The following is a 15,555-nucleotide window of genomic DNA, read 5'->3' as shown; positions in this document are numbered from 1 at the left end:
GTAAAAAGTTTATTTACTACCGAAGAATTGCAAAACGAAATTTTTAATAAACGTGCCGAAGCTTTAAGTATTGAAGATTTTGCCGCACTTACTTTTAAAATGAGTTGATTGAAAAATAAAACTGCATATTACTTTTCGATGTCTGTTGCCAATTGCTTATCGCCAATTATTTATTGCCTTTTGCCAATTGTATTTTGTCAATTGCTCTCTTCATGCTATACGCCACGCTATGCCTACAGCCCTTCTGCTCACAATGTACCGGTGCTTACAAAAAAGGGGGATAGTAAACTGGCATTTAATTACTCCGTAAATTTTGCAGATAACAGGGTAAAAGAAAATGTATCCACTAAAGGCAAAGCAAGTGGCTATGATGTACAGGCGGCGTATGCGTTTACCAACCACTGGGCAATGCAGGTAAATTATTTTCACCGTAAAGAAAGAAATGCCGGTGATTTTGACAGTAATGTACTGGACAGTACTGTTATTAATTATAAACGAAACCTTACTGAAATTGGCGCCGGATATTTTAAAACACTAAATAGTAATAAAAAAGCGGCAGTACAAATTTTTGCCGGCATTGGCTTTGGTAAATTTAGTTTTACCGATAATGGTAAAGATCAAAGTAATGTGTACAGAAGCCGCTACCACACTATGAACATTACCAAAATATTTATACAGCCTGCATTAATGATAAGAGGTAAAAAGAATTTTGCTGCTTCCCTTTCATCCAGGTTTAGTACAATTTATTTTAAAAATATTACTACTGATTATTCCGCCACGGAATTAGATAATTACAAATTAGACAGCCTTTCTTACAGGCCAAGGTTTTTTTGGGAACCTTCAATTGTAAATACATTTGGGTTTAAAAAATTACCCGGTGTTCAGCTGGAATTTCAAACGGGCATGTCAGTTTTAATGAGCCGCCTTTTTGTAGATTACAGGGCATTTAATTTTTCTGCCGCTTTGTTGTTTGATTTACCAAAACTTTTTGCTTTAAACAACCATTCATCTAAAAACTAACGCTTGTTATTTTTGTAAGATGTTTTGTAGGTAAATTTGCAGCCCCCTCTATCTCCCCGCCGCGGCGGAAGGAAATGGAGAAGCCAGAAGCGAAGAGCAATAAATAAATTTAAACATAATAGAGTAACAGAACCTGTTTTAAAAATATAAAACATAATCTTCCAAACAATCTTCTCCATTTCCCTTCCCTTGGGGGAGGATAGGTGGGGCTAATATTTTATGAGTTTTACATTAAAAAATAAAGTTAGAATTGTAACCGCTGCCAGTTTATTTGATGGCCATGATGCTGCAATAAATATTATGCGCCGCATTATGCAGGCCAAGGGTGCCGAAATTATTCATTTGGGCCACAACAGAAGTGTGCTTGAAATTGTGGAGTGCGCCATTGAAGAAGATGTGCAGGGCATTGCCATTACCAGTTACCAGGGCGGGCATGTAGAGTTTTTTAAATACATGAAAGATTTGCTGGAGCAAAATGGTTGTGGCCATATAAAAATTTTTGGTGGTGGTGGCGGAACTATTCTTCCATCCGAGATTGAAGAATTGCATAACTATGGCATTACAAAAATTTACAGCCCTGATGATGGCAGAAGAATGGGGTTGGAAGGAATGATTGAAGATGTAATTCTTTCCTGCGATTTTGCATTGAGTGGAAATGGCAATTATAAAAATGATATGACGCTTGGTGAAGTACATGATGTAAGAAAAATTGCAAGGCAGATAACGAATGTGGAGAATGGGTTACTGGTGTCAGACGGTTCCAAACAGTCAGACACTTTGATTCCCGTTTTAGGAATTACAGGAACCGGCGGTGCTGGAAAATCTTCTGTAACTGATGAAATTGTTCGTCGGTTTTTAAATAATTATACAGATAAAACCATTGCGGTAATTTCTGTAGATCCAAGTAAGAAAAAAACCGGCGGAGCTTTATTAGGAGACAGAATAAGAATGAATGCGATCTCATCTCCACGGGCCTACATGCGAAGCCTTGCCACCAGAGAAAGTGAAAAAGCATTAAGCAAATATGTACAGGAAGCTATTAATATCTGTAAAGCTGCTGGCTATGATTTTATTATTTTAGAAAGTGCCGGTGTGGGGCAAAGTGATGCCAGTATTTTAGACTACTGCGATGTAAGTATGTATGTGATGACGCCGGAATATGGTGCTGCTAGCCAACTGGAAAAAATAAATATGCTGGATTATGCCGATGTGGTTTGCGTAAATAAATTTGATAAAGCCGGTGCATTAGATGCCCTGCATGATGTACGCAAACAATACAAACGCAACCATAGTTTATGGACTGCTAAAGATGAAGAATTGCCAATAATAGGCACCATTGCTGCACAGTTTAATGATGCTGGTGTAAATGAATTGTTTGAAAGGCTGATGGAAAAAGTGGCAGAAAAATGTGGTGTAAAATTTCATGGCGAAATTGAACATCATGCACATGTAAAAGATACTGCAAGCCAGTCAACTATTATCCCGCCTAAACGGGTACGTTATTTAGCAGAGATTGCAGAAACTATAAATGAATATAATGGTTGGGTAAAAGAGCAGGCAGCCATTGCTACTACATTATACCAATTGGATGGCGTAATAAAAATGATGGATGATAAAAAATGAGGACTCCTGTAAAAAAATATAATCAATGGTTGGTGGAGTTAAAAACTAACATTCATCAAAGCCGGTTACAAACTGCATTAAAGGTGAATACTGATATGCTGATATTGTATTGGTATATTGGTAAACAAATAATACAAAAAACAGAAGCAGAAGGATGGGGTGCAAAAATTATTCAACAACTGTCTGTTGATTTACAAAAGGAGTTTCCTGATATGCAGGGTCTTTCTTTTAGAAGTTTAAAATACATGCGGCAATTTGCTGCTGTATATCCGGATTTATTAATTGGGCAGCAGGCTGCTGCCCAATTGCAAAAAAAGCCGGTAAAATCAATTACGCAGCAGCCTGCTGCGTTAATTAAAAATAATAAAAACGTAATTGGGCAGCGGGCCGCTGCCCAATTACAAAAAGTATCAAAAAACGTAATTGTACAGCAGCCTGCTGCACAATTCAGCAATAAAATATATTATCTCTCCAATCCAGTACTGGTCAATATCCCATGGGGGCAACACATGTTATTGATGGATAAAATAAATAACAATGAAGAGCGCCTTTGGTACATTAATAAAACAATAGAAAATAACTGGAGCCGTACGGTGTTACAATACCAGATTGAAACTGATTTATACCAACGACAGCATAAAACAAAAAAGGCCTCCAACTTTCATTTAACATTACCTAAGCCACAGGCCGACCTTGCCAATTCAATTTTAAAAGACCCTTATGTTTTTAGGTTTGCACAGATGGGAGAATTTGTAAACGAAAGAGAATTGGAGCAACAGCTTATAAAACATATTCAGGAATTTATTATGGAGCTGGGTGCAGGCTTTGCATTTGTGGGAAGGCAGGTAAAATTAATGACAGGTAAAAAAGAACACTTCATCGATTTACTTTTTTATCATTTGTATTTGCGGAGTTATGTGGTAATAGAATTAAAGATGGAAGAATTTGAAATGGCGCATACAGGGCAAATGAACGGCTATTTAAATATGGTAAATAAACAACTGCGCCAGCAGCACGATAACCCATCAATAGGAATTATTTTATGTGGTGCAAAAGATACTATAGAAGTGGATTATGCACTCACCAGTATCAATCATCCCATTGGTGTAAGTGAATATACATTCAGTAAATTGTTACCTAAAAATTTAAAAGATAAATTACCCTCTGCAAAACAATTGCAGGATGAGGTAAACCGCTTTCTTAAAAAAATAAAATCTGTAAAAAGAAAATAACAGCTTATTATATGCCAGTAAACGAACTGAAAAATAAATACAAAGAACTGCAGGAGCAATTGCACCCGGATGTTAAAAAACTATTGCAACAATGGGCCGTATTACAAAAACAATACGAAGGCGATTTTTTTGAATTTGATGTAAGAGGAAAAAAAATAAAACAAGATTTAACTTATAAATCTTTAAGCGGTACAAAAATCAGTAAAGTGTATTTACCCAAATACAAAGACTGGGGCGATATTTTAAAATGGCAACTGCAGGAAAATGTGCCGGGAGAATTTCCTTATACTGCCGGAGTGTTTCCATTAAAAAGAGAAGGTGAAGACCCTACAAGAATGTTTGCAGGCGAAGGCGGCCCCGAAAGAACCAACCGGCGTTTTCATTATGTAAGTTTGGGGCAACCGGCAAAAAGATTGTCAACAGCATTTGACAGTGTAACATTATATGGTGAAGACCCTGATCACCGTCCTGATATTTATGGTAAGGTGGGTAACAGCGGTGTAAGTATTGCCACAGTTGATGATGCCAAAAAATTATACAGTGGTTTTGATTTATGCGATGCAAAAACTTCAGTGAGCATGACCATTAACGGTCCTGCACCAATGCTGCTGGCATTTTTTATGAATGCTGCTATTGATCAGCAATGTGAAAAATATATTATTGAAAATAATTTACGGGGAGATGTAAATAAACTGGTTGAAGAAAAATATAACATAGAAACTTTGCCAAAGTATTTAGGTGTAGATGGCAAACCGGTTCATCATACAAAACTTCCTAAATCATCAGGGACTAAACTCCCCTCTTCGGGAGGGGAGTTAGGGGAGGCTGGGCTTCCCTCAGGTAATGATGGCCTGGGTTTACGTTTATTAGGTTTAAGCGGACAAGATGTTTTACCTGCAGATGTGTATGAAAAAATAAAAGCAAAAGCATTAGCAACAGTACGTGGTACAGTGCAGGCCGATATTTTAAAAGAAGACCAGGCACAAAACACCTGTATATTTTCTACAGAATTTGCATTAAAATTAATGGGAGATGTGCAGGAATATTTTATTACGAATAAAGTGCAGAATTTTTACAGTGTAAGCATCAGTGGTTATCATATTGCAGAGGCGGGTGCTAACCCCATTACACAATTAGCATTCACTTTATCCAATGGTTTTACCTATGTAGAATACTATTTAAGCCGGGGAATGAACATTGATGATTTTGCACCCAACTTATCTTTCTTTTTTAGTAATGGAATGGATCCGGAGTACAGTGTGATAGGAAGAGTGGCCAGAAAAATTTGGGCCAAGGCAATGAAATATAAATACAAAGCCAACGACCGCAGCCAAAAATTAAAATACCATATACAAACCAGCGGCAGAAGTCTGCATGCACAGGAAATTGATTTTAATGATATAAGAACAACGCTGCAGGCATTGTATGCCATTTACGATAACTGCAACAGTTTACATACTAACGCCTACGATGAGGCTATAACCACACCCACCGAAGAAAGTGTACGCCGTGCCATGGCCATTCAATTAATTATAAACAGGGAACTGGGTACAGCAAAAAACGAAAACCCCAACCAGGGCGCTTTTTTAATAGAAGAATTAACCGATCTGGTAGAAGCTGCAGTGCTGGAAGAATTTAACCGCATTACCGAACGTGGTGGCGTATTAGGGGCAATGGAAAGAATGTACCAGCGCAATAAAATTCAGGAAGAAAGTTTGTATTACGAAACATTAAAACACACCGGCGAATATCCGATAGTTGGCGTAAATACTTTTTTAAATAAAAATGGCAGCCCTACTATTTTACCAACAGAAGTTATCCGCAGCACAACAGAAGAAAAAGAATTTCAAATATCAACACTGCAATCTTTTAAAGAAAGGCACAAAGAAAAATCTGCTGAAATGCTGCAACGTTTACAAAAAGTTGCCGTTAATAATGGTAATTTATTTGCCGAGTTAATGGAAACGGTTAAGTATTGCAGCCTGGGGCAAATTACCAATGCATTGTATTCAGTTGGCGGGCAATACAGGAGAAATATGTAATGGTTTAATAGTAATACTTCCAGCCGTAAGCAGCATATATTTTTTTAGGATAGTACAATTTTCCTTCTTTAATTGTAAGAAAAATTTTACGGATGTCTTTTATATTTTTCTTCGGGTCGCCATCAATTAAAATAAGGTTGGCAATTTTTCCGGCATCCACAGTTCCATAATCATTCAGCATGCCGTGTACTTTTGCAGGCCAGTAAGTTGCCATACGCAATACATCGTAATTAGGAATACCGCACTCGCTGTATATTTCCAGTTCGTGCTGCAGTATGCCACCATCTGTGCCCGATAATATTGTTATGCCATTATCATAAAGCATTTTCAATAATTTTTTCATGGCGGTAAACGATTTTGCATAGGCAGCAGCAACAGCATTATCATCAATAAAAGAACCGGACATGGCATACCTTTTTGTTTCAGCAGGCAAATATGCTGCAATAGGTAAATATGCTTTGGCAATTTTACCGGGCATATCAGTAAACATGCTTTCAAAAATATTTATAGTGGGGTCAACAATTACGTTTTTTTCTTTCAGTTTTTGTACAAAATTTTTTACTGCATCACTTTTAACATCAATAGTATATCCTTTATTACCTATCAATTTAAAACGGGTCATATTTCTGGTATCTACTGTATCGCCAAAAAAATTCAGCATCAGCATATTCATATGTGTTATCTCATCATAGCCTGCATCAACGGCCTGCGTTGCCGTCATAAATGCTGGAATGTGGCCGCAAACTCTCATACCCAAACTGTGTGCCTTTGCTGCAAGCGGTTTTACCCATTCAGGTTTTATGGAACTGTATAATTTTATTTGTGTGCAGCCTTTTTGTTTATATTCTTCAATGGCTTTTATTCCTTCTTCAAGTGTGTTTATTATAGCTCCGGTTGGTGCAGCCATTTCACCGGCTTTATCAATAAAGCCTGATACTACATTAATTTGGGGCCCAAGTAAACTGTCTTTATCAACCCGTTTTTTTACATTCCACAATTCATCATTGTTACCCATATCCCTCAGGTTGGTTACACCCTGTGCCATCATTAACGGGCCATTCTCCATAAAAAAGTGGCCATGCATTTCCCAAAGGCCGGGCATTAAAAATTTACCCGTGCCATCAATTATTTTATAGCCTGCAGGAATTGGTGTGTACAAAGAATTTCCTGTTTTTTCAATGCGGTCATTTTTTATGAGCACTGTAGCATTTGCAAAAGTGCTGCCTTCGCCTGCATTAAAAACGGTAACATTTTTAATAGCAATACCCGTATTTATTTTTTCTGTAATTGTTTGCGCAAGGTTGGTGTAAAATTTTTTTTCAATTTCTTTTTGAATAGTGAGCAGCGGTTCAATATTTTTTTCAAAACCTTTAAGTATTATAGACGACCAATCGCTGAGACTGGCAAAGTAGTGACCATCTGCAGTGTACCAGGTATAACTGGGTGGGCCACCAAGGCCGCTAAAACCAATAAGTTGTACCGCTAGCTGGTTATTTTTTTCATCTGTTACAGGCAGTTCTTTTACTTTTTTAAAACTGATATTACCTGATGGCAGCACTGCAATTTTATTAGCAGGCTGGGCCATAAGTATTTTGTAGAGAAGTTCCGCTTCGCCGGGGGTGCCGTTAATAGAAGAATATAACTGTCCGTTAAAAACAGTTGTTTCATTTTCAAATTTATTTTTCCAGGTTGCTTTGCCATTTTTTACTTCAAACTTTTCCTGCACTTTATTTTTAAAATAATCAATGCCACTTACTTCCTGCAACACAATTATCCCTTTTTCGTTGGTTTTAATATGAGTATTTATGGATGGACCACGGCCACGGTCGTTGTATTCAAAATGATAATAATAGTCATTTGCTTTTTCGTTGAAAATTGTTTGTATGCCGGTTATTTTTCCGGCGTTAACCACACTGTATTTTATCGTATCGGCCTGCTGTGCATGGCTGGCGGCAAATAAAAAACATCCTGTAACAAGTATAAGCAGTTTCATTTTAAAAATTTTGTAAAAGATAAACATTTTATAAAAGGAGAAGGCGATTTTTTTTGAACTGTCTCTTAAAATTATAAAATGGTTTGTAAAAAGCAACCATCTTGTATTCTATGCAGCAAAAAATAGATTGCAAATGTTTTTCCAATTGAAGTCTGGTGTAGTTTTGTAATGATTTTTTTGTTTATGGTAAAATTAAAAATAACAATCTGCCACCTGGCCGATGCAACTGTAATATGCTTAAACTAAACCATGTACATCATATCGCTATAATTTGTAAAAATTACGAAGCATCCAAAAACTTTTACACCAAAGTATTGGGTTTTACAATTAAGCAGGAAGTGTACCGTAAAGAAAGAGATTCTTATAAACTTGATTTATCCTTAAACGGAAAATATGTAATTGAATTATTTTCATTTCCAAATACACCTTCAAGGCCATCCAGGCCCGAAGCTGCAGGCTTACGCCATATTGCTTTTGAAGTGGATAGTATTGATGACACCGTTATTGAATTAAGTAAACATAATATTATTGCAGAGCCGGTAAGAATTGATGAATTCACCAATAAAAAATTTACTTTTATTGCTGACCCCGATGATTTGCCTGTAGAGTTTTATGAAATCTAATAAAATCTTGTAATTTTTTCTGCCAAATCTGCGATATCAGCGGGCAATATTTTATTTTGCAGGATGATTATTTTAGAAAATAAAAACCTCCGTGCAGTAATTGCATCCAAAGGTGCCGAACTGCAAAGTTTAATAAATAAACAAAATAATTTAGAGTACATGTGGGATGGCGCTGCAGCATGGCCTAAGCACAGCCCTGTCTTATTTCCCATTGTTGGAGGATTAAAAAATGATACTTATTATTTTAACGATAAAGCCTATAAATTGCCAAGGCATGGTTTTGCAAGAGATAAATCTTTTGCGGCAGAAAAAATCAGCGATACAGAAGCGGTATTTACAGTAACAGAAGATGAACAAACACTGCAAGTTTATCCTTTTGCATTTACATTAAAATTGCGGTACAGTTTAAACGCTGCTGCCATTAGCTGCACTTACGAAGTATACAACAGCGGTAAACAAGACTTACTTTTTTCTGTTGGTGCACATCCGGCATTTGCAGTACCATTAACCAGCGATTCTATTTACACTGATTATTATTTACAGTTTAACACCCCAGAAACATTGCAGCGCTGGAAACTGACAAACGGATTAGTATCTGCAGTTAATGAAATTTTGCCTCTTGAAAACAATAAACTTTTATTACATCAGAAATTGTTTTATGAAGATGCTATTGTTTTAAAAAATATGCAAAGCAATGCAATTACACTCGGCTGTAATAAGCATGATCATGGATTGCGTTTTACATTTAATGATTTTCCTTTTTTTGGGATATGGGCTGCAAAAGATGCACCCTTTGTTTGCTTAGAACCCTGGTGTGGCATTGCCGATGGTATTAATCTTAATCAGCAGTTTAAAGATAAGGAAGGAATAAATGTACTGCCTGCAAACGAAAACTGGCAACGCACCTGGAGTGTGGAATGTTTTTAAAATAATTAAAATAACTCCTCACAATAATATCCTGCATTCAGCAAAATATTTTCTATTTCTGCCCCCGCAATATTGCGGCTTACAATACGCAGCACCTTATCGCAGTCATCTAAATCTACATTCCATTTTATAATATGCGGATGAACATCTAATAAAGATTCCACATCTTCAATGCGTTTGGCATCGGTAAGGTTAGTTTTAAAAATAAGAATTTCAATATTGCTTTTACTGCCTGCTGCGGCAGTTACTGCGGCAATATGGTTAATTTGAAATGTATTCATAACAGATCAGTTGGTTGATTATAATTAAACCGGGATAAAGTATTTAAAAGGCTGAAAACTTTTGTAAGATATAATTCCAGCGCTTAATTAGTTAAGTTTATTGGTGTGAACTGCAGATTTTAAAGAGTGAATGGTAAAAAGGGCCATCAGTTTTTTAATCCACCGCCTTTGTTTCACTGTCTTTTCTCTCAAAATTTCCCCACCTGCCACCACAGCGGTTCTTCCACTCGGCTTTAAATTTTTCTCTTTCCTCTGGTGTCATATTCTCAAAACGTTGTTTCATTTTTTGTTTCCAGGCGGCGCTGCCCCGCCAGCCGCCACGGTCACCAAAACCACCAAACAATATCTTACTTAAAAGTAAAATACCCAGGGCCTGTAAAAATGTTATTGTTTTTACACCAATTACTGCAGGTAAAATATTATTCCACAAACTCATTACCACAAAGCCAAATACTAATACAGCAAGGGTGCCAAATATTAAAATCATCAACCCTTTTTTAATCCATAATTTTTTCATCTTATTTTTTGTTTGCCACAGATGCACAGAAGCACAGAATCTTTATATTCTATTATTAGCTACTTTACAACTGTGAGTTAATTTTAATATTTTTTTTGTTAGCCACAGAGGCACGGAAGCACAGAGGTTTTTATCCTTTTTTTATTTAGCGCTTTCTTGTCTTTGTAACATGCTTTAATAATTTTATTTACAATTTTTTGTCCTGATATTTTTACGAAACCATTACAGATGTATTTTTCTGTGCTTCCGTGCCTCTGCGGCAATCTTAGTAATTTAATAATTCATCTTTTAATACACTCAGACGGTTTCTTAAATGCAATACTGCATAACGCTTACGGCTGATGAGTGTGGCCACACTTTCTCCGCCTGCCGCAGCTATATCTTTAAAAGCAATACCATCAACCTCGTTTTGTATAAAAACCTCCCGTTGCTCTGCCGGCAATTCATCCAAAGCCGCTTTCAGTTCTTCCCAAAAAATATTACGCAGGTATTCCGTTTCGGGTGTTGCAGCATCGCTAAACATTATTTCCTTCCAGTTAAAGCTGTCGTCTTCGGTTTCACCATTGCTTAAAATATCATCGGCAAGGGGTAATTTTTTTTTACGGTAGCTGTCGGTAATTTTATTTCGGGCCACTTTGTACAGCCAGGCCGTTGCCTGCTCTATTGGTTCGGTATTGCCGGCAAACTGGTAAAAAACATCCTGCAAAATATCTTCTGCATCTTCATTACTGCTTACCCGCTGCTTAATAAACCCAAACAGGCGGTTACTTATAGCCTTAATGGTATTGGTAATATTTTTGTTGCGTTCAGCAGCCATTGGTATTGCTATGGTCATTGCATCTTCCATTGTTATATACTTGCAGACGAATGACGAATGATTATATTTTAAAGATGAGCATTTTTTTTAAATATGGCGTAGCAATACCTGTTAATGGTACTAAATTTTGTAAATAAACATCTACACCACATTACTTTATATAGCTACAAAATTGAAAAAGCAGCGGTTTAAATTTGTGGTGTCATTTACAAAAGTAATTATAGAACCTAAATCCCTTGAAAACCAAATAAACTGTAATCCCAAACCTTAAGAAAACAAACTGATCAATTCCAATGAAAAGCCCCGAAACGGGGTTTTTTGTTTTTATACCTTTTTCTGCAAATACCTCTAACCATAATGTGATACCGGTAACCCTTTAAAAACTATACTAAAAGCATAAGAAAAAACAGTCAATTACTTTTTTGAAAACTAAACCTTTTCCAGCCTTAACCGAAAACAAAAATAAATTCCAATTAAAAACCCCTGTACGGGGTTTTTCTTTAACAGCACTTATAAACTTTTACTATAGCGGCACAAAATAAATGTGGCTTTATTATTACAAACATTAGCGCTTAATTCTATAAAAAAGATTTTAGCAGGGTTCTATATTTGCATTGTGTTTAAAAAATAATCTATCCATATCCAATCTATCCTTTTAAAACACTTTAATTGAAACACAAGAAAAAAGTTACCCAGATCCTGGGAAAAACCCAACCCAACCGTAGTCTTAATCCCTGAAGAAAACAATCAATTCCAATGAAAAACCCCGATACGGGGTTTTTTATGCAATGCCTTTTTAACCTAGAATAAAATCTACAAACTTTTCATATTATTATTATAAAATACCGGCTGGGTTAAAATTATATTTGCAGTATAATATCCAATCCATCCAATGAAAAACTGCCCGTTTTACCGGCACCCATGAAAACAAACCAATACCATTGAAAAACCCCGATCAGGGGTTTTTTCTTTTTAAGCCATAACCCCTACGTTCCTAAAGGGGAACTTGATCATAGAGAAAAATATGCTTATTCATGACTATGAAAAAATATTTGCAAAATAAAATGTAGGTTAATTATTACAAATATTGAGTAGTTAGTTCTATAAAAAATTTTCCGCTAACAATTTATATTTGTATCCTGTTCATCAAACGAACATACCCAAATATCCAATCCATCCAATGAAAAGCTGCCCGTTTACCGGTACCCATGAAAACAAACCAATACCATTGAAAAACCCCGACTGAGGGGTTTTTTCTTTTGAGCCCTGGGCTATCAAGTTTATACAATCTTCAAACAAAAGTAAATTCGACCGGCAAAAAAAATAAAAGAACTAAAACTGTTTCAATTTATAAATCTTGAAGAACAGTAGCACAAAAGCCTCATCAGGGAACCACCCCGAAAAAGGGATGTAATCTTTTTCGGGTGGCTTTTTTGTTTCTTTTTTTCCACAAAAAAAGAAAAAGCTGCTATAAATAATTGAAATTGATTAATACAGAAATAATGCGAATCTTCCTTCGTTGTTTATTGCTTTTGTTACCTTAGCATTTCAATCATCATGCAATGAAAAAAATAACAGGCTCCATAATTGCTTTTGTGTTTTTAACCACAAGCATTACTGCTCAAAAAAAAATAACCCTGCCCAACGGCTGGAGCCTTAGTCCGGCAGGCAAAAGCTTGCCGCTTGGAGACCTGCCACTAAACATGGCCATCAGCAATTCAAAAAAACTAATGGCGGTTACCAACAACGGCCAAAGCAAACAAACCTTGCAACTGATAGATATTACTACAGAAAAAATTACCGACAATATTGAAATTAAAAAAAGCTGGCTGGGTTTACACTTTAGCGCCGATGAAAAATATTTGTATGCCAGCGGCGGTAATGATAACTGGATTTTGCAATACGCTGTTGTAAACAAAAAACTACAATTAAAAGACAGTATAAAGCTGGGGGATAAATGGCCCAATAAAATTTCGCCGGCAGGTATTGAAATAGATGACGCTGCAAATTTGATGTACGTGGTAACCAAGGATAATAATTCTCTTTACATCATCAACTTAAAAAATAAAAGTATTGTACAGCAAATAAAATTAAATGCAGAAGCCTATACCTGTTTATTATCAGCCGATAAAAAACAATTGTACATTTCGGTTTGGGGCGATAAAAAAGTTGCAGTGTTTAATATTGCAGAAAAAAAATTCACAACCAGTATTGATGTGGGTGATCACCCCAACGAATTATGTTTAAGCAAAAATGGTAATTATTTATTTGTTGCTAATGCAAACGATAATTCTGTTTCGGTTATCAATACCAAACAACAAAAAGTTATTGAAACGCTTACGGCATCATTATATCCGGATGCGCCACAGGGCAGTGCTACCAATGGTTTAGCATTAAGTACCGACGAAAAAATGTTGTTTATTGCCAATGCCGATAATAATTGTTTGGCGGTGTTTGATGTAAGCAAACCCGGCAACAGTAAATCAGAAGGATTTATTCCGGTGGGCTGGTATCCCACCTGCGTAAAAGTTATTGGTAAAAAAATATTTGTTACTAATGGAAAAGGTTTTTCTTCTTTTGCAAATCCCAGAGGTCCCAACCCGGTAAAGCGCAGGGTAAAACACCAGGCAGATGATGAAGACGGGCCACAATATATTGGCGGTTTAATGAAGGGCACCTTGAGTATTATTAACATACCAACAGAAAAACAATTAGCTGTTTTTTCTCAGCAAGTGTATAAAAATACACCGTACACTAAAGAAAAAGAATTGTTAGCAAAAGGAGAAGCAGGTAATCCCATTCCGCAAAAAGTGGGTGATAAATCTCCCATTAAATATGTGTTTTACATTGTAAAAGAAAACAGGACATACGACCAGGTGCTGGGTGATGTAAAAGAAGGCAATGGCGATACATCTTTAGTTTTATTTGGAGAAAAAATTACACCCAACCAGCATAAACTGGTAAAAGAATTTGTGCTGCTGGATAATTTTTATGTAGATGGAGAGGTAAGTGCCGATGGCCACAACTGGAGCCTTGGTGCTTATGCCAACGATTATTTAGAAAAAAATTGGGTTACCAGTTATGGTGGCCGTGGTGGCACCTACGATGCGGAAGGTACAAGGGAAATTGCCAACAACAAAGGAGGTTTTATCTGGGATCATTGTAAAAGGGCCGGTGTAAGTTTTAGGACTTATGGCGAATTTGCAGATGATTACAAAGCCAACATCCCGGTTTTAGAAAATCATTTTTGTAAATATTACACCAGCTGGGATGAAAGTGTGAGAGACACCACAAGGGTAGGGCAGTGGAAAAGAGATTTCGACTCATTGGTGGCTATAAACGCTTTACCGCAGTTAAATACATTGCGGTTAATAAACGATCATACACAGGGCATGAGTTTAAATAATCCTACACCGTTTGCACATGTGGCCGATAATGATTTGGCCGTGGGCATGTTTATTGAATATTTAAGCCAAAGTAAAGTATGGAATGAGAGTGTGGTTTTTATTGTGGAAGATGATGCACAAAACGGCCCCGACCATGTGGATGCACACCGCACCACGGCGTATGTTGCAGGCCCACATGTAAAAAGAAATTTTGTTGACCATACCCCTTACACCACCAGTGGCATGCTGCGTACCATGGAATTAATTTTAGGTTTAGCACCCATGAGCCAGTACGATGCCGCGGCAACACCCATGTGGCGCTGCTTTACAGCCACACCCAATTATTCAGGTTTTACTGCATTGGCCAGCAATGTAAATCTTGCAGATAAAAATACAGTGAATAATATTTTAGCCGAACGCAGCGCTCAATTCGATTTTAGTAAAGAAGACCGGGCACCCGATTTAGAATTTAGTGAAGTGATATGGAAAGGCGTTAAAGGTTTGCACAGTATAATGCCGGCACCAAAAAGAGCAGCGTTTGTAAAGGTGAATGAAGAGGAGGATGATTGATTTTTTGCACGCTGAGGGGCAGAGGCCGCAGTGAAAATGTATTTAAAATCTGTGGTAAAAAAACTTTCGATGTAGGCGAAAAATAAAAAAATCTTGTGTGGCTAATTTTAATGTACACTTTAATCTAAATCTTTCATTAATTCCTCCAGCTTTATTTCTTCTAAAATTTGCCTTGCAGCAGCATTATTTTCATCATGCCATTTTATTAAGCGGATATAGCCGCCTTCAATTTCTATACCGGTAATATCACCATCATTAAAGCAGCAGCAGCCAGTATTAAAATAGCTGGCCTTTAATTTTTCGGTAGCATCTTTTTCAATTTTATTAGCCGGATGATTGGAATATTTGCCCGATGCAAAAACCGGGTTGTGTGTATGTCCCGTTATCAGTAACATATTTTTTCTGTTGCTGCTCCAGTCGTACATCATTTTATTATGTTTGTTGCGTAACGAATAATCTTTACTGGGTGTATTTACATTTATACGCAGGTAACGTTGTACAGGTCGCCAAACGTGTGCAACGAT

The 15,555-nt window shown here is 36.7% G+C and carries 11 protein-coding genes and 1 pseudogene; 7 read left to right on the top strand and 5 right to left on the bottom strand.

Features of this window, described 5'->3' with window-relative positions; genetic code table 11:
• Positions 1-108: 108 nt before the first annotated feature.
• From ACY65O_RS05465 to ACY65O_RS05450, 4 genes are all read left to right on the top strand, one after another.
• Positions 109-1,020, top strand: a complete 912-nt coding sequence (locus tag ACY65O_RS05465; RefSeq protein WP_462219840.1) for a hypothetical protein — start codon at positions 109-111, stop codon at positions 1,018-1,020.
• A gap of 219 nt (positions 1,021-1,239) precedes the next feature.
• Positions 1,240-2,643 (top strand): cobalamin-dependent protein, encoded by a 1,404-nt coding sequence (locus tag ACY65O_RS05460; RefSeq protein ID WP_462219839.1) that lies wholly within the window; start codon positions 1,240-1,242, stop codon positions 2,641-2,643.
• Positions 2,640-3,875, top strand: a complete 1,236-nt coding sequence (locus ACY65O_RS05455) for a PDDEXK nuclease domain-containing protein (protein ID WP_462219838.1) — start codon at positions 2,640-2,642, stop codon at positions 3,873-3,875. Before ACY65O_RS05460 ends, ACY65O_RS05455 begins: the two co-directional genes overlap by 4 nt.
• An 11-nt stretch (positions 3,876-3,886) precedes the next feature.
• Positions 3,887-5,917, top strand: a complete 2,031-nt coding sequence (locus ACY65O_RS05450; protein ID WP_462219837.1) for a methylmalonyl-CoA mutase family protein — start codon at positions 3,887-3,889, stop codon at positions 5,915-5,917.
• A 4-nt stretch (positions 5,918-5,921) separates the two neighbouring features.
• Here the strand turns inward: ACY65O_RS05450 and ACY65O_RS05445 are convergent, their stop codons facing one another.
• Positions 5,922-7,910: an amidohydrolase family protein gene (locus tag ACY65O_RS05445; protein WP_462219836.1), complete on the bottom strand. Its 1,989-nt coding sequence runs from the start codon at positions 7,908-7,910 to the stop codon at positions 5,922-5,924.
• Positions 7,911-8,143: 233 nt separating this feature from the next.
• On the opposite strand from ACY65O_RS05445, the gene gloA2 reads away from it, so the two are divergent.
• Positions 8,144-8,533 carry an SMU1112c/YaeR family gloxylase I-like metalloprotein gene (gene gloA2 / locus ACY65O_RS05440; protein WP_462219835.1) on the top strand — a complete coding sequence of 130 codons (390 nt, stop codon included), beginning with the start codon at positions 8,144-8,146 and terminating at the stop codon, positions 8,531-8,533.
• Between the two features lie 63 nt (positions 8,534-8,596).
• On the top strand, positions 8,597-9,460 hold the full coding sequence (locus ACY65O_RS05435; RefSeq protein ID WP_462219834.1) for an aldose 1-epimerase family protein: 864 nt from the start codon (positions 8,597-8,599) through the stop codon (positions 9,458-9,460).
• A 5-nt stretch (positions 9,461-9,465) separates the two neighbouring features.
• Here the strand turns inward: ACY65O_RS05435 and ACY65O_RS05430 are convergent, their stop codons facing one another.
• The 3 genes from ACY65O_RS05430 to ACY65O_RS05420 form a co-directional block, all read right to left on the bottom strand.
• Positions 9,466-9,741 carry a hypothetical protein gene (locus ACY65O_RS05430; RefSeq protein ID WP_462219833.1) on the bottom strand — a complete coding sequence of 92 codons (276 nt, stop codon included), beginning with the start codon at positions 9,739-9,741 and terminating at the stop codon, positions 9,466-9,468.
• A 154-nt stretch (positions 9,742-9,895) separates the two neighbouring features.
• The gene (locus ACY65O_RS05425) at positions 9,896-10,258 is read right to left on the bottom strand and encodes a hypothetical protein (protein ID WP_462219832.1); all 363 of its coding nucleotides are present in this window, start codon (positions 10,256-10,258) and stop codon (positions 9,896-9,898) included.
• 265 nt (positions 10,259-10,523) lie between these two features.
• Complete coding sequence (locus tag ACY65O_RS05420) at positions 10,524-11,105, bottom strand: RNA polymerase sigma factor (protein WP_462219831.1); 582 nt, start codon at positions 11,103-11,105, stop codon at positions 10,524-10,526.
• A gap of 1,532 nt (positions 11,106-12,637) precedes the next feature.
• On the opposite strand from ACY65O_RS05420, the gene ACY65O_RS05415 reads away from it, so the two are divergent.
• Positions 12,638-15,031: a bifunctional YncE family protein/alkaline phosphatase family protein gene (locus tag ACY65O_RS05415; protein ID WP_462219830.1), complete on the top strand. Its 2,394-nt coding sequence runs from the start codon at positions 12,638-12,640 to the stop codon at positions 15,029-15,031.
• A 119-nt stretch (positions 15,032-15,150) separates the two neighbouring features.
• Here ACY65O_RS05415 and ACY65O_RS05410 read toward each other — a convergent pair.
• Positions 15,151-15,555 (bottom strand): annotated as a pseudogene (locus ACY65O_RS05410) (metallophosphoesterase); the annotation flags it as partial.

This window comes from Ferruginibacter sp. (assembly GCF_031430955.1).
Lineage (GTDB): Bacteria > Bacteroidota > Bacteroidia > Chitinophagales > Chitinophagaceae > Ferruginibacter.
This window is presented reverse-complemented; position numbering and strand designations above follow the sequence as displayed.

Excerpts from the sequence above, each read along its gene's own strand:
- ACY65O_RS05415 (WP_462219830.1), top strand. The coding sequence starts at position 12,638 with ATGAAAAAAATAACAGGCTCCATAATTGCTTTTGTGTTTTTAACCACA.
- ACY65O_RS05420 (WP_462219831.1), bottom strand. The coding sequence starts at position 11,105 with ATGGAAGATGCAATGACCATAGCAATACCAATGGCTGCTGAACGCAAC.
- ACY65O_RS05460 (WP_462219839.1), top strand. The coding sequence starts at position 1,240 with ATGAGTTTTACATTAAAAAATAAAGTTAGAATTGTAACCGCTGCCAGT.
- gloA2 (WP_462219835.1), top strand. The coding sequence starts at position 8,144 with ATGCTTAAACTAAACCATGTACATCATATCGCTATAATTTGTAAAAAT.
- ACY65O_RS05435 (WP_462219834.1), top strand. The coding sequence starts at position 8,597 with ATGATTATTTTAGAAAATAAAAACCTCCGTGCAGTAATTGCATCCAAA.
- ACY65O_RS05450 (WP_462219837.1), top strand. The coding sequence starts at position 3,887 with ATGCCAGTAAACGAACTGAAAAATAAATACAAAGAACTGCAGGAGCAA.
- ACY65O_RS05455 (WP_462219838.1), top strand. The coding sequence starts at position 2,640 with ATGAGGACTCCTGTAAAAAAATATAATCAATGGTTGGTGGAGTTAAAA.
- ACY65O_RS05430 (WP_462219833.1), bottom strand. The coding sequence starts at position 9,741 with ATGAATACATTTCAAATTAACCATATTGCCGCAGTAACTGCCGCAGCA.
- ACY65O_RS05425 (WP_462219832.1), bottom strand. The coding sequence starts at position 10,258 with ATGAAAAAATTATGGATTAAAAAAGGGTTGATGATTTTAATATTTGGC.
- ACY65O_RS05445 (WP_462219836.1), bottom strand. The coding sequence starts at position 7,910 with ATGAAACTGCTTATACTTGTTACAGGATGTTTTTTATTTGCCGCCAGC.